Origin of the sequence: Lysobacter gummosus, assembly GCF_001442805.1 — a bacterium.
GTDB lineage: Bacteria > Pseudomonadota > Gammaproteobacteria > Xanthomonadales > Xanthomonadaceae > Lysobacter > Lysobacter gummosus.
In genome coordinates this window covers 5,698,581-5,723,913 of sequence record NZ_CP011131.1, presented here as the reverse complement: position 1 = coordinate 5,723,913, position 25,333 = coordinate 5,698,581, and the positions used below count along the sequence as shown (strand labels likewise).

Annotated in this window: 23 protein-coding genes; 15 read left to right on the top strand and 8 right to left on the bottom strand. The window is 69.0% G+C overall.

Translation table 11 applies throughout. The features are described 5' to 3' along the window. The first annotated feature begins 205 nt into the window (after positions 1-205). Positions 206-4,564 carry a beta strand repeat-containing protein gene (locus tag LG3211_RS23190; RefSeq protein WP_057944914.1) on the top strand — a complete coding sequence of 1,453 codons (4,359 nt, stop codon included), beginning with the start codon at positions 206-208 and terminating at the stop codon, positions 4,562-4,564. Between the two features lie 173 nt (positions 4,565-4,737). On the opposite strand, the gene LG3211_RS23185 is transcribed toward LG3211_RS23190, so the two are convergent. Together LG3211_RS23185 and LG3211_RS23180 are read right to left on the bottom strand one after the other, a co-directional pair. Then, a complete protein-coding gene (locus LG3211_RS23185; protein ID WP_057944913.1) occupies positions 4,738-5,736 on the bottom strand; it encodes a chorismate transformation FkbO/Hyg5 family protein in 999 nt (332 codons plus the stop codon). 14 nt (positions 5,737-5,750) lie between these two features. Beyond that, positions 5,751-7,061 carry an NAD(P)/FAD-dependent oxidoreductase gene (locus LG3211_RS23180; RefSeq protein WP_057944912.1) on the bottom strand — a complete coding sequence of 437 codons (1,311 nt, stop codon included), beginning with the start codon at positions 7,059-7,061 and terminating at the stop codon, positions 5,751-5,753. Between the two features lie 300 nt (positions 7,062-7,361). Between LG3211_RS23180 and LG3211_RS23175 the strand changes: the two genes are divergently transcribed. The 11 genes from LG3211_RS23175 (at position 7,362) to LG3211_RS23125 (ending at position 16,416) form a co-directional block, all read left to right on the top strand. Beyond that, positions 7,362-7,631, top strand: coding sequence for a phosphopantetheine-binding protein (locus LG3211_RS23175; protein ID WP_057944911.1), 270 nt, complete (start codon positions 7,362-7,364; stop codon positions 7,629-7,631). Positions 7,632-7,721: 90 nt separating this feature from the next. Further along, a complete protein-coding gene (locus tag LG3211_RS23170) occupies positions 7,722-8,429 on the top strand; it encodes a COG4648 family protein (protein ID WP_057944910.1) in 708 nt (235 codons plus the stop codon). Between the two features lie 165 nt (positions 8,430-8,594). Then, positions 8,595-8,915: a 3-hydroxyacyl-ACP dehydratase FabZ family protein gene (locus LG3211_RS23165; RefSeq protein WP_057945694.1), complete on the top strand. Its 321-nt coding sequence runs from the start codon at positions 8,595-8,597 to the stop codon at positions 8,913-8,915. After that, a complete protein-coding gene (locus LG3211_RS23160; RefSeq protein WP_057944909.1) occupies positions 8,912-9,886 on the top strand; it encodes a lysophospholipid acyltransferase family protein in 975 nt (324 codons plus the stop codon). Before LG3211_RS23165 ends, LG3211_RS23160 begins: the two co-directional genes overlap by 4 nt. Beyond that, positions 9,804-10,529 carry a LolA-related protein gene (locus LG3211_RS23155; RefSeq protein ID WP_057944908.1) on the top strand — a complete coding sequence of 242 codons (726 nt, stop codon included), beginning with the start codon at positions 9,804-9,806 and terminating at the stop codon, positions 10,527-10,529. Before LG3211_RS23160 ends, LG3211_RS23155 begins: the two co-directional genes overlap by 83 nt. Beyond that, positions 10,529-12,880, top strand: coding sequence for an MMPL family transporter (locus LG3211_RS23150; RefSeq protein WP_057945693.1), 2,352 nt, complete (start codon positions 10,529-10,531; stop codon positions 12,878-12,880). Before LG3211_RS23155 ends, LG3211_RS23150 begins: the two co-directional genes overlap by 1 nt. After that, positions 12,867-13,298 (top strand): hotdog family protein, encoded by a 432-nt coding sequence (locus LG3211_RS23145; RefSeq protein ID WP_057944907.1) that lies wholly within the window; start codon positions 12,867-12,869, stop codon positions 13,296-13,298. Before LG3211_RS23150 ends, LG3211_RS23145 begins: the two co-directional genes overlap by 14 nt. 82 nt (positions 13,299-13,380) lie before the next feature. Further along, the gene (locus tag LG3211_RS23140; RefSeq protein ID WP_148649116.1) at positions 13,381-13,887 is read left to right on the top strand and encodes a hypothetical protein; all 507 of its coding nucleotides are present in this window, start codon (positions 13,381-13,383) and stop codon (positions 13,885-13,887) included. A gap of 259 nt (positions 13,888-14,146) precedes the next feature. Next, positions 14,147-14,887 carry a 3-oxoacyl-ACP reductase FabG gene (gene fabG / locus LG3211_RS23135; protein ID WP_057944905.1) on the top strand — a complete coding sequence of 247 codons (741 nt, stop codon included), beginning with the start codon at positions 14,147-14,149 and terminating at the stop codon, positions 14,885-14,887. A 186-nt stretch (positions 14,888-15,073) separates the two neighbouring features. Then, the gene (locus tag LG3211_RS23130; protein WP_057944904.1) at positions 15,074-15,691 is read left to right on the top strand and encodes a hypothetical protein; all 618 of its coding nucleotides are present in this window, start codon (positions 15,074-15,076) and stop codon (positions 15,689-15,691) included. A 236-nt stretch (positions 15,692-15,927) separates the two neighbouring features. Beyond that, a complete protein-coding gene (locus tag LG3211_RS23125) occupies positions 15,928-16,416 on the top strand; it encodes a DUF4156 domain-containing protein (protein WP_148649115.1) in 489 nt (162 codons plus the stop codon). A 439-nt stretch (positions 16,417-16,855) separates the two neighbouring features. Here LG3211_RS23125 and LG3211_RS23120 read toward each other — a convergent pair whose 3' ends face one another. Genes LG3211_RS23120 through LG3211_RS23110 form a run of 3 tightly spaced genes read right to left on the bottom strand, consistent with a single transcriptional unit; the run spans position 16,856 to position 19,756 of the window. After that, complete coding sequence (locus tag LG3211_RS23120) at positions 16,856-17,689, bottom strand: glycosyltransferase family 2 protein (RefSeq protein ID WP_057945692.1); 834 nt, start codon at positions 17,687-17,689, stop codon at positions 16,856-16,858. A gap of 52 nt (positions 17,690-17,741) precedes the next feature. Continuing rightward, positions 17,742-18,524 (bottom strand): beta-ketoacyl synthase chain length factor, encoded by a 783-nt coding sequence (locus tag LG3211_RS23115; RefSeq protein ID WP_057945691.1) that lies wholly within the window; start codon positions 18,522-18,524, stop codon positions 17,742-17,744. A 26-nt stretch (positions 18,525-18,550) separates the two neighbouring features. Beyond that, positions 18,551-19,756 (bottom strand): beta-ketoacyl-[acyl-carrier-protein] synthase family protein, encoded by a 1,206-nt coding sequence (locus LG3211_RS23110; protein WP_057944902.1) that lies wholly within the window; start codon positions 19,754-19,756, stop codon positions 18,551-18,553. Between the two features lie 243 nt (positions 19,757-19,999). Here LG3211_RS23110 and LG3211_RS23105 point away from each other — a divergent pair, with 243 nt between their 5' ends. From LG3211_RS23105 to LG3211_RS23095, 3 genes are all read left to right on the top strand, one after another. Beyond that, the gene (locus LG3211_RS23105) at positions 20,000-20,416 is read left to right on the top strand and encodes a hypothetical protein (protein WP_057944901.1); all 417 of its coding nucleotides are present in this window, start codon (positions 20,000-20,002) and stop codon (positions 20,414-20,416) included. A gap of 177 nt (positions 20,417-20,593) precedes the next feature. Further along, the gene (locus tag LG3211_RS23100; protein ID WP_057944900.1) at positions 20,594-21,277 is read left to right on the top strand and encodes a YdcF family protein; all 684 of its coding nucleotides are present in this window, start codon (positions 20,594-20,596) and stop codon (positions 21,275-21,277) included. A gap of 114 nt (positions 21,278-21,391) precedes the next feature. Then, on the top strand, positions 21,392-22,363 hold the full coding sequence (locus LG3211_RS23095) for a heparin lyase I family protein (RefSeq protein WP_187313086.1): 972 nt from the start codon (positions 21,392-21,394) through the stop codon (positions 22,361-22,363). A gap of 271 nt (positions 22,364-22,634) precedes the next feature. Here the strand turns inward: LG3211_RS23095 and LG3211_RS23090 are convergent, their stop codons facing one another. The 3 genes from LG3211_RS23090 to LG3211_RS23080 all read right to left on the bottom strand — a co-directional run bounded on the left by LG3211_RS23090 (position 22,635) and on the right by LG3211_RS23080 (position 25,320). Beyond that, the gene (locus LG3211_RS23090) at positions 22,635-23,345 is read right to left on the bottom strand and encodes a helix-turn-helix domain-containing protein (protein WP_083512780.1); all 711 of its coding nucleotides are present in this window, start codon (positions 23,343-23,345) and stop codon (positions 22,635-22,637) included. A gap of 136 nt (positions 23,346-23,481) precedes the next feature. Beyond that, complete coding sequence (locus LG3211_RS23085; RefSeq protein WP_057944898.1) at positions 23,482-24,795, bottom strand: hypothetical protein; 1,314 nt, start codon at positions 24,793-24,795, stop codon at positions 23,482-23,484. Positions 24,796-24,819: 24 nt separating this feature from the next. After that, positions 24,820-25,320 carry a hypothetical protein gene (locus LG3211_RS23080; RefSeq protein WP_057944897.1) on the bottom strand — a complete coding sequence of 167 codons (501 nt, stop codon included), beginning with the start codon at positions 25,318-25,320 and terminating at the stop codon, positions 24,820-24,822. Positions 25,321-25,333: the final 13 nt, after the last annotated feature.

Below are 25,333 nucleotides of genomic sequence, written 5' to 3'. Positions count from 1 at the left end.
GTATTGCTGCGTTGCAGCGCGATGAATGCGGGCTTGCACGTCCTGTCCGTATTGGTGAATTAATTCGTATGGCTTCCCCTATATAAAAGTGCACCAAAGCGCTTTATGGTTGTGCGAGCCGGTGCCGGGGAGGGCGCGGGTCAAATCCAGGCACGCGTCTTGACGGTTCCGAACCGGTTCTTGTCAGCCATTAGGGGGAAAACGAATGAATCGCAGCACCCTACTGGCGCTGGCTATTGCCAGCGTCATCGGTATCAACGTGGTCGCATCGACGCAGGCGTTCGCAGGCAACAACTGCGACCTCAACGATGGCGACACCAGCAACGAGAACAGCGGCGGCAGCACCGCCAGCGGCGCCAACGCGATCAGCTGCGGCAACGGCAACAGCGCCGACGGCGCGGAAAGCACCGCGATCGGACAAGCCAACAGCGCGGCCGGCGCGAGCGCCAGCGCCTTGGGCTTCGTCAACAGCGCGACCGGCGACGACAGCAGCGCGGTCGGCAACTTCAATCAGGCGCTCGGCGTGGGCAGCAATGCCTTCGGGCGGATCAACACCGTCACCGGCGACGGCGCGAACGGTTTTGGCAGTCTGAATACCGTCGGCGGCGCGGGGGCGGCGGCGTTCGGCGACGGCAATACCGTCGGCGGCGACGGGGCGGTGGCGCTGGGTAACGGCAACGACGCCGGTGGAGCGGGCAGCCACGCTTCCGGTAACGGCAACTTCGCGACCGGCGGCGCTTCCCTGGCGGTCGGCTCTGGCAATGTGTCTTCTGGCGAAGACAGCACTGCGGTCGGTCGCCTGAATACCGCCGCCGCGACCGCTTCCAGCGCCGTGGGCTACGTCAACTCGGCGAATAGCGAGAACGCCAGCGCGCTGGGCAATTTCAACGTCGCCAGCGGTATCGGATCGAATGCGATCGGCCGTTCCAACAGCGCGGCCGGCCTCAATGCCAATTCGCTAGGCGCGGATAACGAGGCCGATGGCGACGACGCGACCGCCGTAGGCAATGCGAACATCGCCAGCGGCGCGCGCAGCAACGCCGTCGGCAGCGGTAACGAATCAAGCGGATCCGGTGCGGTCGCTGTCGGCGCCGATAACGTCGCCGACTCCACCGACGCAAGCGCCATCGGCATCGCCAACGAGGCCCGCGCGGCCAACGCCAGCGCGCTGGGCTACGTCAATACCGCCAGCGGCATCGACAGCAGCGCGCTCGGCAACTTCAATACCGCCGTCGGCGCCGGTTCCAACGCGGTGGGTCGCGGCAATAACGTCAATGGCCTGAACGCCAATGCGGTCGGCGGAGACAATACCGCCGACGGCGATAACGCCAGCGCGGTCGGCACCAACAACGCCGCCAGCGCCAACAACAGCAACGCGTTCGGCGCTTACAACGCCGCTGTCGGCGAAGCTTCCAATGCGTTTGGCCGTAACAACACCGCGAGTGGCCTCAACAGCAATGCGATCGGCGGCGACAACACGGTCGCAGGCGACAACGCCAATGCGGTCGGCAACGCCAACGTAGCCAGCGGCGCGAATGCGACGGCGCTGGGTACGGGCAATACGGCGAGCGGCGCGAACAGCCTGGCGGCGGGATTCAACAGCCAGGCGACCGCGGCCGATTCGGTGGCTCTGGGTTCGAACTCGTTGGCGGATCGGGCCAATACGGTCTCGGTCGGCGCCGCGGGCGCGGAGCGACAGATCACCAACGTGGCCGATGGCGCGCAGGCGACCGATGCGGTGAACGTACGTCAGCTGCAAGACGCGATCAGCGTCGCCGGCGACGGTTACGTGATCCGCGGCGACCAGTCGGGCACCGACAGCGTCGCGGCAGGGGCAGGCAGCACCTCGAGCGGCGCCAACAGCAGCGCACTGGGCAGCGGCAGTCTGGCCAGCGGCACGAATGCGACAGCGGTCGGTGGCGCCAGTACCGCCAGCGGCGACGACAGCACCGCGGTAGGCGCGGCGAATACCGCGGCGGGCAATGCCTCCAGCGCGGTGGGCTTCGTCAACTCCGCCAATGCCGCGGACAGCAGCGCGTTCGGCAATTTCAATCTGGCCGGTGGAACCGGTTCGAACGCGTTCGGCCGTCTCAACACCGTGGTCGGCAACGGTTCGAATGCCTTCGGCGGCGACAATACAGTCGACGGCGAAAGGTCGAACGCGGTAGGCAACAACAACAACGTATCGGCGGCCAACGCGACGGCGATCGGCAACGACAACGTCGCCAGCGGAGCGAACACGCTGGTGGTCGGCAACAACGCTCAAGCCACCGCCGCCGATTCGCTCGCGCTGGGCAACAACTCGGTGGCCGATCGCGCCAACACGGTCTCGTTCGGCGCCGCCGGTGCCGAGCGGCAGCTGGTCAATGTCGCTGATGCGACACAGGGCACCGACGCGGTGAATCTGCGCCAGCTGCAGGGTGCGATCTCTACCGCCGGCGACGGCTATGTGATTCGCGGTACCCAGACCGGAACGGGCGGTGTCGCCGCCGGCGCCGGCAGCACGGCGAGCGGAGCGAACAGCAGCGCACTGGGCGTGAGCAGTGAAGCCAGCGGTGTCGGTTCGACCGCGGTCGGCAGCGCGAGCAAGGCGACGGGTGTAGACAGCACGGCACTGGGCGCGGCCAACACAGCGCAGGGCGCATCGTCCAGCGCGGTGGGTTACGTCAACACCGCGCTCGGCGAAAACAGCAGCGCATTCGGCAATTTCAATACGGCCAACGGTGAGGGATCGAATGCGTTCGGCCGTAACAACACCGCGACCGGTCTCAACAGCAATGCGATCGGCGGTGACAACACGGTCGGGGGCGACAACGCCAATGCGGTCGGCAACGCCAACGTAGCCAGCGGCGCGAATGCGACGGCGCTGGGCACGGGCAATACGGCCAGCGGCGCGAACAGCCTGGCGGCGGGATTCAACAGCCAGGCGACCGCGGCCGATTCGGTGGCCCTGGGCTCGAACTCGTTGGCGGATCGGGCCAATACGGTCTCGGTCGGCGCCGCGGGCGCGGAGCGACAGATCACCAACGTGGCCGATGGCGCGCAGGCGACCGATGCGGTGAACGTACGTCAGCTGCAAGGCGCGATCAGCGTCGCCGGCGACGGTTACGTAATCCGCGGCGACCAGTCGGGCACCGACAGCGTCGCGGCAGGGGCAGGCAGCACCTCGAGCGGCGCCAACAGCAGCGCACTGGGCAGCGGCAGTCTGGCCAGCGGCACGAATGCGACAGCGGTCGGTGGCGCCAGTACCGCCAGCGGCGACGACAGCACCGCGGTGGGCGCGGCGAATACCGCGGCGGGCAATGGCTCCAGCGCGGTGGGCTTCGTCAACAGCGCCAATGCCGCGGACAGCAGCGCGTTCGGCAACTTCAATCTGGCCGGTGGAATCGGTTCGAACGCGTTCGGCCGTCTCAACACCGTGGTCGGCAACGGTTCGAATGCCTTCGGCGGCGACAATACAGTCGACGGCGAAAGATCGAACGCGGTAGGCAACAACAACAACGTATCGGCGGCCAACGCGACGGCGATCGGCAACGACAACGTCGCCAGCGGTGCGAACACGCTGGTGGTCGGCAACAACGCTCAAGCCACCGCCGCCGATTCGCTCGCGCTGGGCAACAACTCGGTGGCCGATCGCGCCAACACGGTCTCGTTCGGCGCCGCCGGTGCCGAGCGGCAGCTGGTCAATGTCGCCGCGGCCACGCAGGACACCGATGCGGTGAATCTGTCGCAACTCAACACGGTGACGGGTGTGTTCGGCGGCGGTGCCAGCTTCAGCGGCGGCGTGTTCGTCGCGCCGACGTACACGATCCAGGGCAGTGCGTTCAACGATGTGGGTTCGGCGTTCGGCGCGGTCGATGGCCGGCTGACCGATCTGTACGGACGCATCGCGGCGATTCCGGCCGGGCCGCAAGGGCCTCAGGGGCCGCAAGGTCCGCAGGGACCGGGTGGTCCGCAGGGTCCGCAAGGGCCGCAGGGTCCGCAGGGGCCGGGCGGTTCGCCGTTGTCGGCCAACTACGACGATGCGTCGCGCAGCCAGCTGACGCTGGAAGGCGCCGACGGTACGCGCGTGTCGAACGTCGCCGACGGCACCGCGGCCACCGACGCGGTCAATCTGCGCCAGATGCAGGCCGGCGACACCGCCTCGGTGCAGACCGCCAACGGCTACACCAACAATCAGATCCAGCAGTCCAACGCCCGCGCCGACGCTGGCGATGCGCGCACGCTGCAATCGGCCAACACCTACACCGATCAGCGCATCAACGGCCTGAACCTGGACTTCGGCAATTTCCGCGCCGAGGTCAACGACCGCTTCGAGGATCTGGATCGCCGCATCCGCCGCAACGGCGCGATGTCGGCGGCGATGTCGCAGATGTCGGCCAACAGCGCCTATGCCAAGCCCGGTCGCGGCCGCTTGTCGGTCGGCGCCGGGTTCCAGGACGGCGAAAGCGGCGTGGCGATCGGCTACGGCCGGCGCATCAACGAAAACGTGTCGATCAGTCTGGGCGCGGCGTTCTCCGGTTCGGAAACCTCCGGCGGCATCGGCTTCGGCGTGGATTTGTAAGGGCAGGGATTCGGGATTTGGGATTCGGGATTGGTTTTGAGCGCATCCTCGCGATCCTGGCCAGCGTCAGAAACCCGGAATAAAAAAAGGGAGGCCTCGGCCTCCCTTTTTTTGTATCGGGATTCAAGCTCTTGCCGATTCCCGATTCCCGATTCCCGATTCCCGATTCCCGCCTACCCATGCACCCCGTCGATCTCAACCCGCAGCTCATACCGGCAGATCGCCGCGTGCAGCAGGATGCGCGGCACGCGGTCGCCGTAGCGGCGGTCGAGTTCGGCGGCGACGGTGGCGATGTCTTCCACGTCGCGCACGTAGACCTTCAGGCACGAACCCGGGCCGAACGCGGCCGGCAGTCCCGGGCGGTGCTGGCGCGCGACGCCGATCAGGCTGTCGAAGTTGGCCAGGGTTTCTTCCAACTGCGCTGACACCGATTCGGCGTGTTTGGATTCGTGCCCGACCACCGCCGCGGTGCCCGACAGCAGCAGCGGCATCGCCGCCGGCTGCGGCGGCAGCATGGCGCGGGCGAAGCTCGGCGACTGCGGGCCGTATTGGCGCGGATAACGATAAGCGCTGACCTGGCGCGGGTTCTCCAGCGGCGTGCCCGGCGTGCGCGAAGCCAGCCAATACACCTGCAGGCGCCGCGCGCCGTCGACGCGGCCGATCGCGGTCGCCGCCGGCAGGCGCGCGATCGGAAATTCGCCCAGTCCGGCGGCGCGGCCGACGCAGAACACGCGGTAGCGTTCTTCATCGCCGTGGCCGAGGGTGATGCCGTCGAGGTAATTCCAGATGCGCAGCAACTGCGGATAGCCGCGCTGGGCGGTGAACGCGATCATCTTGCGGTACAGATACTCGGCCGCGCGCGCGATCTCGCCGTTGGTGGGTTCATCCGGCAGCGGATCGGGTTCGTCGAATTCGATCACGCCGAACTGCAGCGAGCCGTCCTCGGACCAGGCCAGATCGCCGTCGCGGCCGCTCGATACCGGGCCGCTGGCGCGCCAGCGTTCCAGGCGGCGGTCGCCGAACGGTTCCAGGGCCACGCGCAGATAGCGCGGGTCGTCGTGGCGCGGCGCGTTTTCGCCGAAGCCGAACACCGCCAGGGTGTCGTCCTGCGCGAGCAATTGCTCGGGCGTGGCGTCGAGGTAGTCCACCTGCAAGTGCGGGCCGGCCATCATCGCGGGGGCGGCGCTCACGGGTTGCCCTGCTGCAGCGTGTCGCCGCGGAAATCCACGCCGACCTGGCGCTTGCGCCGCAGCCAGCCGCGCAGGGCCTGCGGCGCCATGCGCAGCGCGGTCATCGCGTAGATGAAACGGAACAAGCGCAGCCGGCGCAGCACCGCCTTGTTGTCGAACACGTCGCCGGCCAGCATCGAGATCACCGCCTGTTCGACCTGCCAGTAATTGCGCGGCGCGTTGAACAACTCCCGCATCACCGGCGTGGTGAAGCGGTAGATGAACCACTGGAAGTGCTTGAGCCCGCGCTTGAGCCTGACCACCATCGCGCGCTGCAGTTCGGCTTCGCGCGCCGGTTCGCGCAGCGCGCCGTCCACGACCGAAGCGGCCTGCTCGCCGCTGTTCATGCCCAGGTACACGCCGGAGGAAAAAACAGGATCGACGAAGGCATACGCATCGCCGACCATGACCCAGCCCGGCCCGGTCATGCGCGAACAGGTGTAGGAGTAGTTGCCGGTCACGTGCACGCCGCCGCAGCGCTGCGCGCCCTGCATGCGCCGCCATACCGACGGCTCGGACTCCAGCGTCTTCATCAGGAAGCCTTCGCTCTCGCCGCGGCGCTGTTTGAGGTACTCCGGGAAACATACCGCGCCCACGCTCATCACATCGCGCTGCAGCGGGATCAGCCACATCCAGCCGTGGGCGAAACGCTGCACGGTGATGTTGCCGGCGTCCTCGCCGTCGCGGCGCTGCACGCCGGTGAAATGGCTGAAGATCGCCGCCGACTGGTGCAGCGTGTTCTTCTGCTTGAGCTTGAGCTGGCTGCCCAGCAAGGTATCGCGGCCGCTGCCGTCCACCAGATAGCGCATGCGCACGCGCAGTTCGCCGCCGTCGTGGGTGCGCGCGATCGCCGCGACCGGGCGGCCGTGTTCGTTGAATTCGATCTTCTCGACCTTGACCTGCTCGCGCGCGTCCACGCCGTTGGCCTGGCTGTGGCGGAACAGCAACTGGTCGAACTCTTCGCGCTTGACCTGGAAGGCGTAGCCGAACTGCGGATTGATCGCGCGTTCGAAGCGGAAGGTGTTGTAGCGCTCGGCGTCGATCGGGAACTCGGCGCCGGGCTTGTGCGTGCCGATGGCGCGCACCTGTTCGAGCACGCCCAGGCGCTGGAGGATGGCCAGGTTCATCGGCAGCAGCGACTCGCCGATGTGGAAGCGCGGATGGCTGCCTTTCTCCAGCAGCAACACCTTCCAGCCCTTGCGCGCGAGCAAGGTCGCCGTGGTGGTGCCGGCCGGGCCGCCGCCGACGACCAGGACGTCTACGTCCAAATGCGTGACGGTGTCTGAGGAATCGGACGAAGGGTCGGCGGCCGAAGCGGCCGTCCCGGGCGCGGAAGCGGGTAAGTTCATGCGCAAATGATAGCCTGCGGCCCCGCCGGGCAGTGCGCCGGCCGCGCGGCTTCGTGCGCCGGGGCGGGCGGCCCGAAAAACGCACAAGCATTTGAAATGGCTGGTTATTGCCTGTCCGGGGTGGTCCCGCGCGGGGGCGGTCGGGCTGTGACCGGTTGCACGCTGAGCGCCGATGAAGGATCGTTGCGCCCCGCGCTTACGCCGTTACCGGATCACACGATGTCTGAACAAAGCCCTGCCGAACGCGAACTGGCGCAGCTGCTGGTCGAGAGCCTGAACCTGGAAGACGTGGCGCCGGAGCAGATCGATCCGCAGGCGGCGCTGTTCAACGACGGCCTGGGCCTGGACTCGATCGACGCGCTGGAACTGGCGCTGGCGATCACCAAGCGCTACGGCTTCCAGCTGCGTTCGGACAGCGACGAAAACCGCCGCATCTTCGCCTCGCTGCGGGCGCTGTCGAGTCACATCGAACAGCACCGCGCCGGCTGAGCCCGCGGCCGGCGCGCGGCGCCCGTCGATCGGGCCGGCACCGCCGCACCGCCCGCACCATCGCCACCGACACGCCGGATCGTCCCTCTTGTGAACGATATTTCGTCCCGCGCCAGCGCACCGGTGCGCCTGCTGCTCGCGATCGGCTATCCGTTGCTGGCGCACTGGGCCAGCCACGACGGCGGCGGCGTGCCGGCGGCGCTGGCGCTGGCCGATCTGGTGTTGTTCGTGACCATCGACGGCGTGCTGTCGCTGCGCCCGGCGCCGTGGGCGGCGACCCTGGCGCTGTTCGGCGCGCTCGCCGCGGTCACCCGCACCCCGTATGCGCAGATGCTGCTGCTGACGCCGCCGGTGCTGTTCAACGGCTGGTTGGCGTGGTGGTTCGGGCGCAGCCTGCGCGCGCCGCGCGAAGCGCTGATCACCCGCATCGTGGCCGCGCTGCACGGCTGCGAGCCGCGCGGGCTGGCGCCGGCGTTGTATCGCTACACGCGCCGCCTCACCGGCTTGTGGGCCGCGGTGCTGATCGCGCTGGCGCTGATCAACGGCGCGCTGGCGACCATCGCGGTGCCCGACGGCGTGCTGTTCCGGCTGGGCTACACGCCGGCGATCGCGATCAGCCGCGAACAATGGTCGTGGTTCGCGAACATCATCAATTACGGCGTCGTCGGCGGCATGTTCGCGGTCGAGTACCTGGTGCGGCAGCATCTGTTCAAGCAGCGGCCGGAGAAGAATTTCTTCGATTTCCTGCGCAAGATGGCCCAGCTGGGGCCGCGGTTCTGGAAGGAGCTGTTTTCCTGAACCAGTGAGCCCGATTGCGCCGCTGTGGCGCTCGGGCGGATCGGCGGCAGGCGCGTGAAGGCGCCGGATGGCCGAATCGATGTGAAAACTGCAGTTTTGGTCACGTTTTGCAGCGACCTGCTTTATCCTTCGATTTCACCGGCCGCGCAGCACAATTACCGCACCATGCAGTTCGCTATCTCCGCCGACCATCCCTGTCTGCCGGGCCATTTCCCCGGCCGTCCGCTGGTGCCCGGCGTGGTGCTGTTGGAGCGCGTGATCGAAGCGGTGCAAGCCGCGCACGGCCCGTTGGGCGCGCTGCGCCTGCCGCAGGTGAAGTTTCTGCAACCGCTGTTGCCCGAACAAGTCGCCGAAGTCGAACTGGAAACGCTCGACGCGAGGCGCTGGCGGTTTCGCGTGCGGCATTCGGGCGAGGTTTTGGCCAGCGGCGAAATCGTCGCCGAATCGCTTTCCGCTTCTTCGCCTGCCACGGACGCGCACGCATGACCTCTTCGCATTGGAAGCAACGCCCGGAAGGCGGCAGCCGTTTCGCCTTCCACCTGATCCGCTTCATCGCCAGCAAGGGCGGCCGCGCGGTCGCGCGGCTGACGCTGTTTCCGATCGTCGCTTACTTCGTGATCGTGCGCGGGCCCGAGCGCCGCGCTTCGCGCGCTTACCTGGCGCGCGTGCTCGATCGCGCCCCGGGCCTGCTCGAAGTCGCGCGGCATATCCACACCTTCGCCGCGACCATCCTCGATCGCGTCTACATGCTGCGCAGCGGCATGGACCGCTTCGATGTGAAGATCAGCGGGCTGGAGCCGATCGACCGGCAGATCGGCCGCGGCCAGGGCATGTTGCTGTTCGGCTCGCACCTGGGCAGCTTCGAAGCCTTGCGCGTGCTGGCGCGGCAACGGCCCGACGTGAAGGTGCGGGTGGTGCTCGATCGCGGCCACAACCCGCATCTGACCCAATTGCTCGACGCGCTGGATCCGGAAATCGCCCGCAACGTCATCGACGCCGGCCAGGACGGCCCGTCGATCGTGTTCGCGATCAAGCAGGCCACCGACGAAGGCGCGATCGTGGCGCTGCTGGTCGATCGCGCCGCGCCCGGCGAGCCGTCGACGATGGCGTCCTTCCTCGGCGCCAGCGCGCCGTTCCCGACCGCGCCGTGGCTGATCGCGGCGGCGTTGAAATTACCGGTGGTGCTGGCCTTCGGCCTGTATCGTGGCGGTCCGCGCTACGACCTGGTGTTCGAATCGTTCAGCGACGGTGTGGCGATCGAGCGGCATAACCGCCCGGCGATGTTGTCCGCACTGGTCCAGCGCTATGCCGAGCGCCTGCAGCATCATGCTCGCAGCGCGCCCTACAACTGGTTCAACTTCTACGATTTCTGGCATGCCGATGACGCTCAACAAGCCTTGCCTGATGCTGGCGCTGATGTTCGCCGCCGGGTCGCCGCGCGCCGCTCCGGTTACTGAAATCCTCGCCGCGCAAGCGCCGGCGGCGATCGCTCCGGCCGCGCAGGCCGCCGACGCGGCCTGGATCCTGCCGCGACTGGCCCAGCCGATCCCGGCCCGCACCGACTTCGTCGAAGTGCGCGGCTCGGCCTTGCTGAAGGCGCCGCTGCGCGTGGCCGGCGAATACCGCCGCCCCGATGCGGCCACGCTGGTGCGCGAGGTGCGCGAGCCCTACGCGGAGACCACCACCATCCGCACCGGCGACAAGCCCGGCCAGGGCGAGGTCAGCATCGCCCGCGCCGGCAAGCCGGCGAAGAAGTTCTCGCTGTCGCGCGCGCCGGAACTGGTCGCGTTGCAGGCCAGTTTCGGCGCCTTGCTCGGCGGCGATCTCGCCGCGCTGGAGGGGCACTACCGCCTCGGCGCCGAAGGCACGCGCCGGCAGTGGACGATCACGATGACGCCGAAGGACGCGAAAGTGGCCGCGCGCATTCGCGAGATCGTGCTGCTGGGCCGCGACGATGAATTGCGCTGCATCGAAACCCGGCCGGCGCGCGGCAACGAACAACAGCGCACCTTGCTCGCCAGCGCCGCGCGCGCGGCGGCGGGCGTGAGCGAAGCCAGCCAGCTCGCCGCGCTGTGCCGCGGCCACGGCGCGACGCGTTGATGACGCCGGCGCGCCGGATCGGCTTGGCCCTGCTGTGGCTGGCCGTACTCGCCCTCGCCGGTTGGGCGATCGGCGCGAATCTGAAACTCAGCGGCGATCTGCGCCGCTTCATGCCCAGCGCGCAGACGCCGGCGCAGAAGCTGCTGATCGACGAACTCGGCGAAGGCCCGGGATCGCGCCTGCTGCTGCTGGCGATCGGCGGCGACGATCCGGCCGTGCTGGCGGCGCAATCGCAGGGCCTGCGCGAACGTCTGGCCAAACAGGCGCACATCAAGCTGGTCGCCAACGGCGCCGGCCTCGGCCTGGACGCGGTGCCGGAGCGTTTGCGCCCGTATCGCTATCTGCTCTCGCCGACCTTGGACGAACAGGCGCTCGACAGCGCCTACCTGCGCGATCAACTCGATACCCGCGTGCAGGACCTGGGTTCGCCGGCGGGAGAGTTGATCGAGCCGTTGCTGCCCAGCGATCCGACCATGGAAATGCTGCGTCTGGCCGAGTCCTGGCAACCGGCGCAGGCGCCGCAGACGCTCGACGGCGTGTGGTTCGACCGCGCCGGCAAGGAGGCCCTGCTCGCGGTGGAAACGCGCGCGGCCGGTTTCGATCCCACCGGCCAGCAGGGCGCGATCGACACGATCCGCGCCGCCTACGCGCAAGTGCGCGGCGCCAGCAAGGCCGAACTCACCGTCAGCGGCCCGGGCGCGTTCTCGGTCGAAATCGGTGGACGCACGCAGCGCGAAGCCAGCCTGATCGGCAGCATCGACAGCCTGGTGTTCATCGCCTTGCTGTGGCTCGCCTATCGCAGTTGGAAGGCGCCGTTGATCGGCGGCCTGCCGCTGGCGACCGCGGGCCTGGCCGGATTGGGCGCGGTGGCCGGCGTGTTCGAAGGCGTGCACGGCATCACCGTGGCCTTCGGTTTCACCTTGATCGGCGTGGTCCAGGACTATCCGATCCATTTGTTCAGTCATCAGCGGCCGGGGCTGTCGCCGTGGGCCAGCGCGCGCAGTCTGTGGCCCACGCTGGGCACGGGCGTGGCGTCGACGTGCATCGCCTATCTGACTTTCTTCGTCTCCGGCGTGGACGGCTTGCAGCAACTGGCGGTGTTCACCATCGTCGGCCTCGCCACCGCCGCGCTGACCACGCGGTTCCTGTTGCCGGCCTTGATCGATCCGGCGCCGCGCGATGTCGCGACATCGCAGCGTCTGGCGCGGGTGTGGACGGCGCTGGCGTGCTGGCCGCGATTGGGCGTGACCGGCGTGTCGCTGATCGCGGCGCTGGCGCTGGCGGTGATCCTGTTCGTGCCCGGCGCGTTCTGGCAGAACGATCTGGCCAAGCTCACGCCGGTGCCGGACGCGGCGATGGCGCGCGACATGCATCTGCGCGGCGAACTCGGCGCGCCGGACGTGCGCTACGTCATCGCCATCGAAGGCCGCGATACCGAGGCGGCATTGCAGGCCTCCGAAGCGCTGCTGCCCGAGTTGCCGCTGCTGCGGCAACGTGGCGCCATCGCCGGCTACGACCTGGCCGCGCGTTACCTGCCCAGCGCCAAGACCCAGCGCGAACGCCAGCAGCGCCTGCCCGATCCGGCGACGCTGCGCGCCGCGCTCGACAGCGCGGTCGCGGCCACGCCGTTCCGCGGCGACGCCTTCGCGGATTTTCTCGCCGACGTCGAACGCGCGCGTCATGCGCCGCCGCTGGGCGTGCGCGATCTGGCCGGCACGCCGCTGGCGGTCAGCGTCGAAGGCCTGCTGCTGCAGCGCGGCGATCACACCACCGCGCTGGTGTCGCTGACCGGTCTGCACGACCCGGGCGCGGTGGCCGATGTGGTGCGCAAACACGGCGCGCAGTTGCTCGATCTCAAGCAGGCCTCGGAGTCGCTGGTGGCCGAATACCGCGGCCGCGTGTTGATGGCGCTGGCCCTGGCCGGCGTGTTGCTGGCCGCGGCGGTATGGATCGCGCTGCGCTCGCCGCGCCGGGTGTCGCGCGTGCTGGCGCCGATGGCGCTGACCACGCTGCTGATCCTGGCGGTGCTGCGCGGCCTGGGCGTGGAACTTAATCTGTTCCATCTGGTGTCGTTGATCCTGGCCGCCGGCCTGGGCCTGGATTACGCCTTGTTCTTCGATCACGCCGGCGACGATCGCGCCGAGCAGCTGCGCACCTTGCACGCGGTGATCGTCTGCAGCCTGACCACGCTGATGGTGTTCGCGCTGCTGGCGTTGTCGTCGATCCCGGTGTTGCGCGCCATCGGCGCCACCGTCGCGCTGGGCGTGGTGTTCAATTTCGTGCTGGCGCTGCTGATCGTGCGCGAGCCGACGGCGATGATCGAGGCGGAGGCCGGCGATGCGCACGCGTGAAGCGATCGCCGCGCTGATTCCACACCAGGGCCTGATGTGCCTGTGGGAAGAGGTCGTGGAGTGGGATGAGGAGCGCATCGTTGTGCGCAGCCGCGGCCATCGCGATCCGGCGCATCCGCTGCGCAGCGGCGACCAACTGCACGCGGTGCATCTGTGCGAATACGGCGCGCAGACCATGGCGGTGCACGGCGGGTTGCTCGCGTCTCGGCACGGCGTGACCGCCAAGCCCGGCGTACTGGTGGCGCTGCGCGGTGTGCAACTGCACCTGGCGCGTATCGACGATTTGCTCGGGCCGCTGGAAGGCGTAGCGCGCAAGCTCATCGACACCGGCGAAAGCTGGCAGTACGAATTCGAAATCCGCCATGCCGGCGAGTTGATCGCGCAGGGCCGGGCAGCGGTGATGGCGCGGCCGGATTAGCCGCGGCGCTGGCGGGCGCGTTTCACATCCGGGCGGTTGAGGCGTTTGACTCGATAGACCCGATGCGGCGCGGAGATTCGACATGCCCATGCAATTCCACTTCCACGATCACGGCCCGCATCGCGAGGACGGCCGCATCGGCAATCGCTTCAGCCTGCGCATCGTCGTCGGCGAGCGGCGCGGCGCGCAGCTGGCCTGGTTCGAACGCTGCGACCGGCCCTATGACGCGGAGATGCCGCAGGACAGCTGGGTCGACATGCATCAGGTGCTCGGCGCGCGCTCGCCGCTGTTCGGGCAATGGCTGGAGACGACCGTGGACGGCGGCCGGGTCGAGATCGATTTCGATCATTGGGCGGCCATGCGCGCCGAACCGTATGCGCAACGCACCCTGGAATGGTGCGTAGTGGTGGCGGCCGGCGAAGACGACGAGGAGGACGACGGCGAGCGCGAGTGGGCGATCTGGCGCGGCGTGCAGCATCTGGCCTGCGACGGCGAAGGCCAGGCGATCGACGAATCGCTGCGCCAGATCGCGAGCTTGCACGGCCGCAGCGACCGGCCGCCGACGCCGGACGATTTACCCCACTACTGAACGCGGCGCGGCCGCGCCGGTGGACGCTGCGGCCCAGGCCCCGAACGAGACGCAGAACTCGCGGGGTGGGCGGTCCCCGTTCCGCGCGCGATGCGATGCGACGCGGCGGCGGAGCGGGGACGCGTGCAGGCGCGGACGTACCGAAATCCGGTTGAGCTGATCGCCGCGATCGGTTGCCGGCGCGCGCAGCGCGATCGCCGTGCCGCCGCGAATCAGCCGCCGGCTCTTACAATCGGGCTTTGTCCGAGGAATCGCCCGCATGTCCCAGCCCTCCACCCCGTCGCGCCGTGCGCTGGTCACCGGCGGCAGCGGCGATCTGGGCAGCGCGATCTGCCTGCGTCTGGCCGCGCAAGGCTGGCAGGTGATCGTGCACGCCAACGGCCGGCTCGATCGCGCCGAAGCGGTAGCCGCGCAGATTCGCGAATCCGGCGGCACGGCCGAGGCGGTCGCCTTCGATGTCGCCGACGGCGACGCCGCCGAGGCCGCGTTGCAGGCGCTGCTGCAGGCCGGCCCGATTCAGGGCGTGGTCAACAACGCCGGCATCCACGACGACGCGCCGATGGCCGGCATGAGCCGAGCGCAGTGGACGCGGGTGATCGACGTGTCGCTGCACGGCTTCTTCCACGTCACCCAGCCGCTGTTGTTGCCGATGGCGCGCACGCGCTGGGGCCGGATCGTCAACGTCTCGTCGGTGGCGGCGGTGCTCGGCAATCGCGGGCAGACCAATTACGCCGCGGCCAAGGCCGCGCTGCACGGCGCGTCGAAGTCGCTGGCGCGCGAGATGGCCAGCCGCGGCATCACCGTCAACGTGGTCGCGCCGGGCGTGATCGAAGGCGGCATGGCCGCCGAAGCGTTTCCGCCCGAGGCGATCAAGCAGATGGTGCCGGCCGGCCGCGCCGGCCGCGCGGAGGAAGTGGCGGCGCTGGTGGGGTTTCTTTGCTCGGACGATGCGGCCTACATCAACGGGCAGGTGATCGGGATCAACGGCGGCATGGGCTGAGCCGATCGCGGCCGGATCGAATCGCCTGTTGAGCGGTTCGCGAATCGGGGTTCGGCGGGCGTGGACAGATATGCGCCCGACGAACTCGCCCGGAGCACGGCCGCAGCCGAGCTGTGCAGCGCGCGGGCGAACGAATACCCTATGCACCGCGCGCCGAATGGATCGGCGGCTTCAAGGGGAAAAATCATGATGTCCAAACTGCTGCGCTACGCGCTGCTGTTGTCGTTGCTGTGCTCGCCGGTCGCGTTCGCCAAGTCGGTGAAGATGGATCCGGCCGCCGACCAGAATCCCAAGCCCGAAGCGGGCAAGGCGCTGGTGGTGTTCCTGCGTTCCTCGTTCGTGGGCAGCGCCATTTCGTCCTCGGTCTACGAGGCGCCCGACAGCGAGACCCGCTTCCTGGGCGTGGTGCAGAACAAGAACAAGCTGGCCGTGCAGGTCGAGCCGGGCGATCACCGCTTCATGGTCATCGCCGAGAACGCCGACTTCCTCGACGCCAAGGTCGATGCCGGCAAGACCTACTACGTGCTGATCAGCCCGCGTCCGGGCGCTTGGAAGGCGCGCTTCTCGCTGCTGCCGATCCACAACCGTGCCGACGCCAAGTACAGCGTGCAGAGTGCGGATTTCACCAAGTGGATGGCTTCGGGCCAGTACGTGGCGATCAATGCCGAAGCGAACGAGTGGTACGAGAAGAACAAGGCCAGCGTCGCCGAGAAGAAGGCCGACTACCTGATCAAGTGGAACAAGATGGCGCCGGCCGATCGTCAGGAGCTGGTGCTGCACGCTGAAGACGGCGTCGCGAAGTAAATCGATTCCACGCGCGGAACATTGCGCGGACCTCAGGCCCGGATCGGATCGCTGCCCGCGCTCCGTCCGGGCCTTTCCTTTGGTGCCGCGTACGGGCGCCAGGCAGCGCCGCTGCGCGCGTTCATCTGCCGAAGACGACCGCCGGTTCCGCCCGACGCCTCCGGCGCCCGTGCTTCACCCCGCGCGAGGCCGGGCCGGCGTAGCATGGCCCCATGTCCGTTTCCGGGATCGCCGCCATGCGCAGACTCCTATTGCTAGCCACGCTGACCCTATTGCTGGCCGCCTGCGCCAGCTCGCACGTAATCACCGGCCAGCCGCGGCCGCCGGTGCCGGTGTCGCAGGTGCGGGTGTATTTCGCGCCGCCGCCGAGCCGTTATGAGGAAATCGCCCAGTTGCAGAGCAACAGCGGCGCGTTCACTTACGGCGAGCAGAACAAGACCAATTCGGTGCTCAACAAGCTGCGCGAGGAAGCGGCCAAGCTCGGCGCCAACGGCGTGCTGTTCCAGGGCACCGAAGACGGTTACGGCGGTACCGGCGTCAGCGTCGGCGCGGGCGGCGGCAGCTACGGCGGCGGGCGTCATTTCAGCGGTGGCGGCGTCGGCATCAGCATCAGTCCGCGGCAGAAGTTCGCGCGCGGCGTGGCGATCTATGTGCTCAATCCGCCGCCGATGAGCGATCCGGGTCCGCAGGGGCCGCCGAATCCGAATTTGCCGCCGCGGGAGTGATCGGGCTGTTGCCTCCTTTAGAAAAGGGGGCGGCGTCTGCGCAGTAGGCGCGGGGGATTTGAGCTTTTGCTTTGGGCTTTTACAGTCAAAAGCAAATCCCCCCTGGCCCCCCTTTTTCAAAGGGGGGGCTCGTCCGGTGGGTTTTTCTCAGGGCGACGGATTGCGGCGCGTCTCGGCGCAGATGCAGATGAGTGATCCGGTTTCGCAAGGGCCGCCGAATCCGAATCTGCCGGCGTGGGAGTGATCGGGCGGATGCGATGTGCGCTGTTGCCCCCTTTAGAAAAGGGGCGGCGTCTGCGCAGCGGGCGCGGGGGATTTGAGCTTTTGCTTTTGGCTTTTGGCTTTTGCGGTCAAAAGCAAATCCCCCCTGGCCCCCCCTTTTTCAAAGGGGAGAACTCATCCGGTGGGGTTTTCAAAGGGCGATTGAACGCGGCGCTTCTCAGCGCAAATTCGCATGCGCCTTCACGCCTTCGACGAACTCCCCGCTCGGATCGTCGATCAGCGGCGGGTTGGCGCGGATGCTGCGGTAGACCTCGGGCACGCCGCCGCGACGCAGGCACTGCAGGACGATGTGCGAGGTGATGCGAGTGAAATCGCGCAGCGGCTTGAAGTGGCTGGCGCGGAACTGCTGCTGCGAATCGTCGCTGTGATAGCGCGATTCGATCGGCACCGACACGCAGCGCGTACCCAGCTGCTGCGCCGCCGACATCAGGATCTGCGCTTCGAACACGAAATCCTCGCCCGGCACATCGCGCAGCGCGATCACCTCGGCCGGATACAGGCGCTGGCCGCTCTGGCTGTCGGCGACCTGGTAACCGGTGCCCCAGGCCACGCCCCAATCGCCGAAATTGTTCGCCAGGCGGCGATAGGTCGGTTGCGAGGCGCGCTTGCGCAACCGCGCGCCGATCACGATGTGGCCGGGATGGCGGTTGGCGCTGTCGATCAGGCGCGCGATGTCGTCGGCCGAATGCTGGCCGTCGCCGTCCATGGTGATCACCGCCGCCGCGCCGCGCCGTTGCGCTTCGGCGAAACCGTCGCGCAGGCTCGCGCCCTTGCCCTGGCGCTGCGGGTGGCGCAATACGGTGACCGGCAGATCGGCGATGCATTCGCCGGTGCCGTCGTCGGAACCGTCGTCGATCACGATCACCTGCGCGCATTGCGCCAACGCGCCTTCGACCACTTCGCGGATGCGCAGCGCTTCGTTGAGCGCGGGGATGACCACCACGACGTTATGTCGGTCCAGGCGCGCGCGCGCGGCGCCAGTGGCGGGCAAGGGTGCCGGCACGTGGGCGGGCGGGGCCCGGTCGCGTCCTGGCGACGAAGGATCAGTCATGGCTCAGTTCTATCCGCAGGCTGCGGCCGGCGCCCGCCGGCAACGCAACGCGATCATGGCGCCAGGCCAGGGCTTCGAACAAGGGCAGCATGGGCGCGCTGGCGTTGGCGGCCTCGCGCTCGGCCAATCGGCCCGGTGTCGCCGCGGCCGCCGAATCGTCCAGCCAGACGCGCAGGATCGGCGCGCCGGCGCGCGCGCGCGACAGCACCAGCGCCGCGCCGAGCAGGCCCCGGCTGTCCGCCACTTCCGCGAGCGGGCCGTAGGCGCCGCCGTCGTAGCCGACCAGCAGCACCGCGTCCTCGCCGGTCGCGATCTGGGTCAGCGCCTCGATCAGGCCCTGGGCGAAGCTGGCTTCCAGCGCGCTGATCGCGGTGGTCGGGCGCATCGCGCCGGCGCCGATGGTCCAGTAGCCGGCGGCGGCGTTGTGCACCGAGTTGTGGAAGCGGGTCGGCGAGATCGTGCGCGGTTCGGTGGCCAAGGTGGCGCACATGTAGTCGGTGATCTGGATATCGCCGTGACTGGAGGCGAACACCGACGACAGCGCGGCCGGATCGCGGCCGGCGGCGTGGCAGGCGGCCAGCGCCACTTCCAGCGCGACCGCGACGGTTTCCGGCGCGCGCCTGCGTTCGTTGGCGGCCAGCAATTGCGGCGACGGCCGCGCCGGCGCGGCTTCGCTGTCGGGTGCAACATCGCCGAGGGCGTAGGCGCGCGCGGCGGACCAATCGGGCAGGCCGCGGCTCCAATAGCCGATGCCTTCCACGGCGGCGCTCAACACGGGGACGGGACGCGCGCTGGAACCGCTCATGCGCGCGCGAACACCAGCGAGCAATTGTTGCCGCCGAAGCCGAAGGAATTGTTCATCGCGTACCGGATGGAGTGTTGCGCGTTGTCGAAGCGGATCTGCGGGCCGTTGCCCGGATCGGGTTCGACGCTGTTGAGCGTGCCCGGCAATTCGCCGCGTTCCAGCGCGAGCAGGGCGTAGGCCGACTCGACGATGCCGGCTGCGCCGAGCGTGTGGCCGGTCCAGCCCTTGGTCGAACTGGCGTGCAGGTGCGGCGGAAACAGCCCGGCGATCGCCAGCGCTTCGACCTGATCGTTGGCCGGCGTGGCGGTGCCGTGCAGATTGAGATAACCGACCTCGCCCGCCTCGATGCCGGCGCGCGCGAGCGCATCGACCATCGCCAGACGCGCGCCCAGGCCCTGCGGATGCGGCGAGGACATGTGGTGGGCATCGCTGGATTCGCCGTAGCCGCGCAGTTCCAGTCCTTGCGCCGCGTGTTCGTCGTCGCGCCGTTCCAGCACCGCGAAGCCGCCGGCCTCGCCCAGCGACAGGCCCACGCGCTGCGCATCGAAGGGCTTGCACGGCTCGGCCGACACCAGTTGCAGCGAGTTGAAACCGAACAGCACGCTGCCGCACAAGGTGTCCACGCCGCCGACCAGCGCCGCGTCGACGACGCCGGCGGCGATCAGGCGCGCGGCCTGGGCGAATACTTTCGCGCTCGACGAACAGGCGGTGGCGACGGTGACGCAGGGGCCGCGCAATCCGGTCGCCGCGGCGACGAACGCGCCCAGCGAATGCGGCGTGTGCAGGACCGGCGGGCCGGGGTCGGAGGCGAACCGCGGCGGCTCGCCGTGCAGATGGGTGTAGGCCGCTTCGGTCGCGCCGATGCTGGAGGTGGAGGTGCCGACGATGATCGCGACCCGCTCGGCGCCATGGCGCGCGACCGCGGCGGCGATCGCCTCGACGATTCCGTCCTGCTGCAGGCTCAGCCAGGCCAGGCGGTTGTTGCGGCAGTCCCACTGCGACAGTGCGGCCGGCAGCGGCGCGTCTTCCAGGCCTTCGACCCGGCCGATCCAGCAGTCCAGCGGCGCCTCGCCCGGCGCCAGCGGGACGAAATCGTTGCGGCGCAGGCCGCTGCGGCGCTCGCGCAGGGCCCGGGCCTGGGCCTCCAGGCCGCGGCCCAGGGCGGTGGTCGCGGTGTAGGCGCGGATCGTCAGCGGCGGCATCGGCGAAGCGGTGGATGTCACTAGACAGGTACGACGCTGCGTGCGGAATAAGCCGAAAGTATAGCCACCCGGGGCCCCAAGACCGGCCGCAGTGTGACGCGTATCATGGCCGGCGCTGCGGGCCGGTTCATCGGACGCGCGGGCCTCCGCGGTCGATCGCGGCGGACGCGCGCCATCGCCAGACCCGGCGCAGCCTTGTCCAACGGGGATCCACGGAGGGTCCCTATCACTCAGGGGAAAATCATGCGTTTGATGCAACTGGTGTTGGCGGTGCTGTGCGTGGCCGCGTTCGCGGCGCTTCCCGGTCAGGTTCAGGCGCGCTCGGCGCCGCTGGTCGATCCCGATCCGGTCGCCATCCCGGCCGGCATGGACTCGGCCAAGGTGGTCAAGGACATCAAGCGCGCGCTGCTGGGCCGCGGTTGGGCAGTGACCGGCGAGCAGCCGGGCCAGATCGATTCGACCTTGAACCTGCGCACCCACGTCGCCCGCATCCGCGTTACCTACACCGACAAGCAAGTGCGTTTCGCCTACGTGGACAGCACCGACCTGGACTACAAGCTCAAGGGCGGCAAGCCGTACATCCACAAGAACTATCTGGGCTGGATGGCGTACCTGACTTCGGACCTGTCCACCAACCTGCAATTGTCCAGCCAGGACTGAACCGTCCCGGCCGGCGACGGCGCGGCGCGGTCCAGACTCGATCTCATCGGATCCGATCCGGATGCATTCGCGCCGCCGCGCCCGGATGCATCCGGGGAACCTGCCCGCCGGCGCGCAGTCTGACTGCGTTCCGGCGACCGCCATCGCCGCCCGCCGACCGATTCCGTTCCGTCTCCCGTGACCAGCCGCATCGCTCACCGCATCGCTTTGTTCGGCGACCGCGACATCCTGCATGTCGCGGCGGTCGCATCGACCGCGTGCGTGCTCAGCGCGGGCCTGGTGTACGTGGGCTACTTCATCCATGTGCTGCGCATCGCCCGCAACGCGCCGTGCCGGCCCGAACGCGGCGAATGCGTGCTGCTGTTCGGCAAGCACGCGCCGGGCGGGCGCATGGACCCGGACTTCGAAGCGCGGCTGGACCGGGCGATGGCGTTGTGGAGCGATCGGCCGCCGCACAGCGTGGTGCTGCTCGGCGGCGGTCCGGCCAACGAGCTCAGCGAAGCCGAACTCGCGCGCCGCGGCCTGCTCGCGCGCGGCATCGCCGGCGACGCGCCGTTGCGCCTGGAATCGGAATCGCGCGACACCCTGCAGAACCTGCGCAATGCGCGCGCACTGCTCGGCGAGGGCATGCGTTCGCGCGTGACCTTGCTCAGCAGCCGCTATCACCTCGCGCGCTGCGCCTGGTTCGCGCGGCAACTGGGCTACGACTGGGAACTGTGCGCGGCCGAAGCGCGCTTGAGCCTGGGCCCGCGCATGCTGTGGCGCATCGCCGGCGAAGCGGCGTACGTGGGCATGAGCGACATCGGCGCGCGTTGGGCGCGGCTGATCGGCAACCAGCGCATGCTGTCGCGATTGAGTTGATGCCAGGCGGATACGCCGGCAACCGCGAGTCATCGGCGATCGAGTCGCTGGCAAACACGATCGCGATCGATTGCGATGTGATCGCTGGATCTTAATATGCGGATCTTTTGCGCAATGGTTGTGCGAACTACTGCGCAGCTTGGACGAGAAGTACGTAACCTGCGTTTTTCTCGGGAAAAACGGCTGGACGCGCCGGTTTTCGCGCCGCATAGTTGCGTGCAAATCGATAGGGGAAGAGCGCATATGTCATCTGTCCGCCGGCAAGCAACGAGTGTTCGTCCGATACGCTTGGCGCTTATCGTCGCGCTGCTGACGCCGCTGATGGCGGGCGCTGAGGTTGCGTCGTCGTTACTGCTCGATCTCGATTTCGAAACGGGCACGATCAATTCCGGCAACCCGCGAGTCTACAAGCCGGGAGCTTCGGCCGCGGATGCCGCGACCATCACGGCCGATCGCGTTCGTTATGGAAACTACGCGGTCGCGCACAAGACGGTAGTGGGCGATCCTGCCTACATATATTCGGGCCTGCGTTCGGAATCCTCGACCAGCCTGGGATCGCCTAACGACGCCACCGTTCCTGCCTTCCGCAGCTATCAGTTCAGCTTCTCGTTGCGCGACTGGCAGGACTGGGACGGCAGCTACAGCGATCAGATCCGCGATGTGATCTGGCAGTTCAAGCGTGATCAAGGCAGCCCCGCGGAAGGCTATTTCTCCGTGCGCGGCAATCACCTGGATTTCGATCAACCCAACGTCGGACGCAAGACGGTAGTCGCCGATCTGCGCGACTACGACAACGAGTGGATCGACGTGCGCATCGACGTCAACTGGGCGGCGGACGCCACCGGCCGGTACGTGGTCGGCGTGCGCCTGCCAGGTGAAGCCGATTACGCCACTGTCGTGGACAAGAGCGGCATCGTCACGTGGCGCTCGGGGGCGGGCGGTGGCCCGAACGGCAAGGTGCAATGGGGCGACTTCCGCCCTAACTCCACCGTCGAGAACAGAGCGCCGACGACCCGGATCGTTCTGCACGACAACATCCGCATTTCGACTGAGCGCTTGCCGCCTCCGACGATGCAAGCGCGTTAGTTCGTCGCGGTTCGCCGGCGCTCATGCTGCGCCGGCGATACCAAGGCGTGAGTGCGTAAGTGTCGTCACCGCTGTTATCAGCGTGGCAGCGCCCGTAGCGCGAACGCAAACGCTTCGGCGCCGCGAGGCGGTGTCGAGAAAGTATTTTCCCGAAACGAAAATCTCACGTCGTGATCGCCGTTTGCCGGTCTTGTGACCGCAATCCGCCGCGCTGGGCTTAAGGCGCTTGCACACGGTGGTCCACCGCGCACAGTTTTATGGCAAGCGCGACTCAATCGTCGGACAGGCGTCGGGTGCGGGCGCCGCGCAGGCCGCCGGGGCGCGACGCTTCGGCGCCGTTCTGGCGTTGCATTACTTCGCGCAGATGCGACTCGCTGCCCGAGCACACCGCCAGCACCCGGCATGGCCCGGGCGCTGCGGCGATGTAGGCGTGGCCCATGGCGCTGTCGAAGTAGATCGAGTCGCCGACTTCCAGCCGCGTCGGCGCGTACAGCTCGCTGTGCAGTTCGATCGCCCCTTCCAGCACGATCGCGAATTCCTCGCCGGTGTGGCGGATGAGTTCGCCGAATTCCTCCAGCGTGCGCGCGTGGACGTCGGCGATGATCGGCACCAGGCGCTTGTTGAGCAGTTCCGAGGCCGGATACAGGTGATCGTAATTCTCCGTGCGCACCGCGTAGCCCTCGCCGGCGCGGCTGATGCTGCGTCGGCCGCTGAAGCCGTCGTTGCCGGTCGCCGGCTGCGAGGAGAACAACTCGCCGATATCCACCTCCAGCCCCTGCGCGATGCGGGTGAGCTTGTCGAAGCTCAGCGACATCTTGCCGTTTTCGATTTTGGACAAGGTCGAGATCGGCAGGCCGGTGCGGGCGCCGATTTCGGCCAGGGTCCAGCCGCGCTGGCGGCGCAGGGCGCGCAACGCGACGCCGGGATTGTGAGCGGCGGCGGGCGCGGCGACGGTGACGATCTTGCTGCGCTTGGCGGGCATGGAGTCGTCCGAGGGGGTTCACGACGACTCTAGGCGGGCATCCTGGCCTTGCCAAGCGAGCGGGGCGAGGCATTATTCGATTTGAGCAATCGAGTTGGCAATTTGGAAAACAGGGGCTCTGATGGCCATGCGGCGGTTAGGGCCGGGCTTGCCGGGGTGCTGAAGGATCGGCTCGGCGGCCGGGACGGTGGCGACCGCCGTGAGCGTTCTCGCAGCCGGACACGAGAGAGCGAATCGCCGGGCTCGGTGCGGTGCCCGCGCCGGCCGCTGTTGTGCTGCGTTCGTATGCACGCGCAAGGCATGTGCGTTGCGTCCGCCGCCGCGAACCGTCGCGTCGCCGCGGCTGCGGCCATCGGCGAGCGCGTACACTGCCGGCCGATGATCCGGGCCGGTGCGTCCAGTGGCGCGTCGCGTGGCGATCGAATCCCGGCGTCGATGCAACGCCGGCCGGACCGACAGGGGTGGTGGGGACGATGATGTTCAAGCTTTCGATGCGCGCCTGGCGCGCGAGCGTGACAGCGGGCCTGCTGTTGACCGCGACGCTGTCGGCGCAGGCGCAACCCGCGCCCGTGCCGCAATCCGCGCCGCCTGAGCAGGCCGCCGCGCCGGCCCCGTCGCCGCCGGAGAACGTCCTGCCCCCGCCGGCTCCGCCGCCGTCGCGAACCTCGCCGGTCCCGCCGCGGCCGACGACGCCCGTGTTTCCCGCCACCCCCACCGCCGTGCCGGTGTGGACGCCGCCGCCGGTATTTCCCGCCACCACTACCGCCGTGCCGGCGCGGACGCCGCCGCCCGCATTTCCAGCGACCACCACCGCCGTGCCCTTGCGGCCCGCGTCTGCTCCGGTGGTGACGCCGCCCGCCGCGGCCGCGCCAACGGCTGCGCCGAAATCGACCGAACCGGCGTCGGTCGAACCGAAACCGGTCGAGCCGAAACCGGTCGAGCCGAAACCGGTCGAACCGAAACCTGCCGCGCCCAGGCCCGCCGCTCCCGCCGCGGCCGGCACCGCAGCGAAACCGATCGCTCCGGCTGTCCCCGTCGCGGCGCCGAAACCGATCGCTCCGGCCGCACCCGCCGCCGCGCCGAAATCCACGGCCACGACGGCTCCCGCCGCCGCGCAGAAACCCGCGCCCGGCGGCCTGCCGGTACGCCCGCCGCCGCCGCCGGAACGCGAATCGCCGGCCGAGGCGATCGCACGCGCCGCCGCCACGCCATTGGTGACCCGTCCGCAGGGCGGCGCCACGCCGGCGGCAACGGTTACGCCGCAACCGGTGCCGGCGCCGGCCGCAGCCAAGCCGATCGCCGTGCCGCCGGCCGCCCGCAGCGCTCCGGCCCCGCGTCCCACCGCCACGCTCGCGCCGTCGCAGTCGGAGCCGAAGCCGCTCGCCCCCACCGCGCCGCCGGTTCGCTCATCGCCGCCGGCCGCGTCCGCGCCGCAACCCGCGGCGGCCAAGCCGGCCGGCAGCGCCGCCGCGACCTACGCACCACCGACCGTGCGCGGCACTTCGGCCCAGCGCCCTGCCGCCTCGTTGCCGCCGAACGCGAGGCCGCTGAGCAGCGCCGCGCCGCCGGTCAACTTGTCGCCGGCCGCCGTGCCGGCGCCGCAACCTGCCGCATCTAAGCCGGCCGCACCCAGGCCGGCCGCCAGCGCCGCCGCGACCCAGGCGTCGCCGACCGTGCGCAGCACTTCGGCCCCGCGCCCTGCCGCCTCGTTGCCGCCGAATGCGAGACCGCTCAGCCGCGCCGCGCCGCCGGTCAATTTGTCGCCGGCCACCGTGCCGGCGCCGCAACCCGCCGCGCCGAAGCCGGCCGCCAGCGCCGCCGCTACCCAGGCACCGCCGGCCGCACGCAGCGCCCCGCGTCCCGCCGCGTCGTTGCCGCCGAACGCCAGACCGCTCAGCAGCACCGCGCCGCCGGTCAACTTGTCGCCGGCCGCCGTGCCGCCGCCGCGTCCGGCACCGGCGAGCCGTCCCGCCACGACCGCGCCCGGC

What these genes read in the sequence shown, in the direction of transcription:
- LG3211_RS23190 (WP_057944914.1), top strand. Translation starts at nt 206, where the DNA reads ATGAATCGCAGCACCCTACTGGCGCTGGCTATTGCCAGCGTCATCGGT.
- LG3211_RS23185 (WP_057944913.1), bottom strand. Translation starts at nt 5,736, where the DNA reads ATGATGGCCGGCCCGCACTTGCAGGTGGACTACCTCGACGCCACGCCC.
- LG3211_RS23175 (WP_057944911.1), top strand. Translation starts at nt 7,362, where the DNA reads ATGTCTGAACAAAGCCCTGCCGAACGCGAACTGGCGCAGCTGCTGGTC.
- LG3211_RS23165 (WP_057945694.1), top strand. Translation starts at nt 8,595, where the DNA reads ATGCAGTTCGCTATCTCCGCCGACCATCCCTGTCTGCCGGGCCATTTC.
- LG3211_RS23160 (WP_057944909.1), top strand. Translation starts at nt 8,912, where the DNA reads ATGACCTCTTCGCATTGGAAGCAACGCCCGGAAGGCGGCAGCCGTTTC.
- LG3211_RS23155 (WP_057944908.1), top strand. Translation starts at nt 9,804, where the DNA reads ATGCCGATGACGCTCAACAAGCCTTGCCTGATGCTGGCGCTGATGTTC.
- LG3211_RS23150 (WP_057945693.1), top strand. Translation starts at nt 10,529, where the DNA reads ATGACGCCGGCGCGCCGGATCGGCTTGGCCCTGCTGTGGCTGGCCGTA.
- LG3211_RS23145 (WP_057944907.1), top strand. Translation starts at nt 12,867, where the DNA reads ATGCGCACGCGTGAAGCGATCGCCGCGCTGATTCCACACCAGGGCCTG.
- LG3211_RS23140 (WP_148649116.1), top strand. Translation starts at nt 13,381, where the DNA reads ATGCCCATGCAATTCCACTTCCACGATCACGGCCCGCATCGCGAGGAC.
- fabG (WP_057944905.1), top strand. Translation starts at nt 14,147, where the DNA reads ATGTCCCAGCCCTCCACCCCGTCGCGCCGTGCGCTGGTCACCGGCGGC.
- LG3211_RS23130 (WP_057944904.1), top strand. Translation starts at nt 15,074, where the DNA reads ATGATGTCCAAACTGCTGCGCTACGCGCTGCTGTTGTCGTTGCTGTGC.
- LG3211_RS23125 (WP_148649115.1), top strand. Translation starts at nt 15,928, where the DNA reads ATGCGCAGACTCCTATTGCTAGCCACGCTGACCCTATTGCTGGCCGCC.
- LG3211_RS23110 (WP_057944902.1), bottom strand. Translation starts at nt 19,756, where the DNA reads ATGCCGCCGCTGACGATCCGCGCCTACACCGCGACCACCGCCCTGGGC.
- LG3211_RS23105 (WP_057944901.1), top strand. Translation starts at nt 20,000, where the DNA reads ATGCGTTTGATGCAACTGGTGTTGGCGGTGCTGTGCGTGGCCGCGTTC.
- LG3211_RS23095 (WP_187313086.1), top strand. Translation starts at nt 21,392, where the DNA reads ATGGTTGTGCGAACTACTGCGCAGCTTGGACGAGAAGTACGTAACCTG.
- LG3211_RS23090 (WP_083512780.1), bottom strand. Translation starts at nt 23,345, where the DNA reads ATGCCCGCCAAGCGCAGCAAGATCGTCACCGTCGCCGCGCCCGCCGCC.